Here is a 1550-nt window from a genome sequence, read left to right as displayed (position 1 = left end):
GAAGCGGACCACGAGATGCAGCCCGACCTTGGCGCCCTCGATCTCCACGCCTGTCCCGAAGGCGGCCTGCAGCGCCGCGACCAGCGTATCGCGGCGGCGCTGGTTGCGCCGGCGGGTGCGGCGGATGTGGCGTTCGAAATGGCCATCGCGGATGAGATGGGCGAACACCGCCTGGTCGAGCGAAGCGGTGTGACGGTCGGTCAGCTGCTTGGCGTGCAGGAACGGCCCGACAAGGTCCGGCGGCAGCACCATGTAGCCGAGGCGCAGGCCCGGCGACAGCACCTTGGACACCGTGCCGGAATAGATCACCAGCCCGGCACGGTCGAGCGCCTGCAGCGATTCGACCGGCCGGCCCTCGTAGCGGTACTCGCTGTCGTAATCGTCCTCGAAGACATAGGTGCCGCCGCGCTGGGCCCAATCCAGCAGGGCCAGCCGGCGCGCCACCGGCATCACCCCGCCAGTCGGGAATTGGTGGCCGGGGGTGACGTAAGCCAGTCGCGCCTCGCCGGTCGGCGGCGGCAGGCGGGCGGTGTCCATGCCCTCGGCATCGACCGGGACGCGCAGCAGCCGGGCGCCGATCGCCTCGAAGGCCAGGCGGGCGCCGCTGTAGCCTGGATCCTCGATCACCACGGTGTCGCCGGGGTCGACCAGCACCCGGAGCGCCAGGTCGACCGCCTGCTGCGAACCGTTGACGATCAGGATCTGCTCCGGCCGCGCCCGCACCGCCCGGACCCGGCTGAGATAGTCGGACAGGGCGGCGCGCAGCTCCGGCAGCCCTTGCGGGTTCTCGTAGAGATAGGGCTTGTCGGCCCGCCGCCGGATCTCGCGCAGCAGCAGCCGGCGCCAAGTGTCGGCCGGGAAGTCGGCGGCGCTGACCGTGCCGTAGTCGAAGCTGTAGCGGAAGCCGCCGCGGCGGGTCAGGCTTTCGATGTCCAGGCCGCTCAGCCGCTGGCTGTAGCGCGACAGCCGGGGCGGGCGATGCCCGGCGGCCTCGTCCCCACCCTCCGCCCGCGGCTCGACCCCCGCCGGCAGTGCCGCGCCGACGAAGGTGCCGGCACCGGGCCGGGCCTCGAGATAGCCTTCGGCCAGCAGCTGCTCATAGGCGATCAGCACGGTGTTGCGGGCGATCGCGAACTGGTCCGCCAGGGCGCGGGACGATGGCAGCCGGGTGCCGGGCGTGGTCTCGCCGCTGAGGATCGACGCCTTCAGCTGGTCATAGATCTGGTGCTGCAGCGGCGCGTCGCGGTCGAGACGGATCAGCATGGCCCTCTCCTCGGCACCGGCATCTTCAACCATCCCCCGAAACGACGAAAGGGCGGGGAGATCCCCGCCCTTTCGCACATATCGCAACCGGGTGCCGCCGTGGCGGCAGCGGCCTTACTTGATGCCAGCTTTACTTGATAATCGAGGCGACGACGCCGGCGCCGACGGTGCGGCCGCCTTCGCGGATGGCGAAGCGCAGGCCTTCATCCATCGCGATCGGCGCAATCAGCGTCACCGTCATCGAGATGTTGTCGCCCGGCATCACCATCTCCGTGCCTTCCGGCAGC

General features: G+C 70.7%; 2 protein-coding genes. Both read right to left on the bottom strand.

Going from position 1 to position 1550, the window contains the following annotated elements; all coding sequences use genetic code 11:
- Positions 1–1263, bottom strand: a 1263-nt coding sequence (pdxR, locus tag AC3XYG_RS19900) for a MocR-like pyridoxine biosynthesis transcription factor PdxR (RefSeq protein WP_489141599.1), incomplete at its 3' end; no start/stop codon positions are given.
- Between the two features lie 130 nt (positions 1264–1393).
- A partial coding sequence (locus AC3XYG_RS19895) for an EF-Tu C-terminal domain-related protein (RefSeq protein ID WP_489141600.1) occupies positions 1394–1550 on the bottom strand: 157 nt, incomplete at its 5' end.

Source organism: Inquilinus sp., assembly GCF_057815775.1.
Note: the sequence above shows the minus strand (reverse complement) of the source record. Positions and strands in the feature narration are given on the sequence as shown.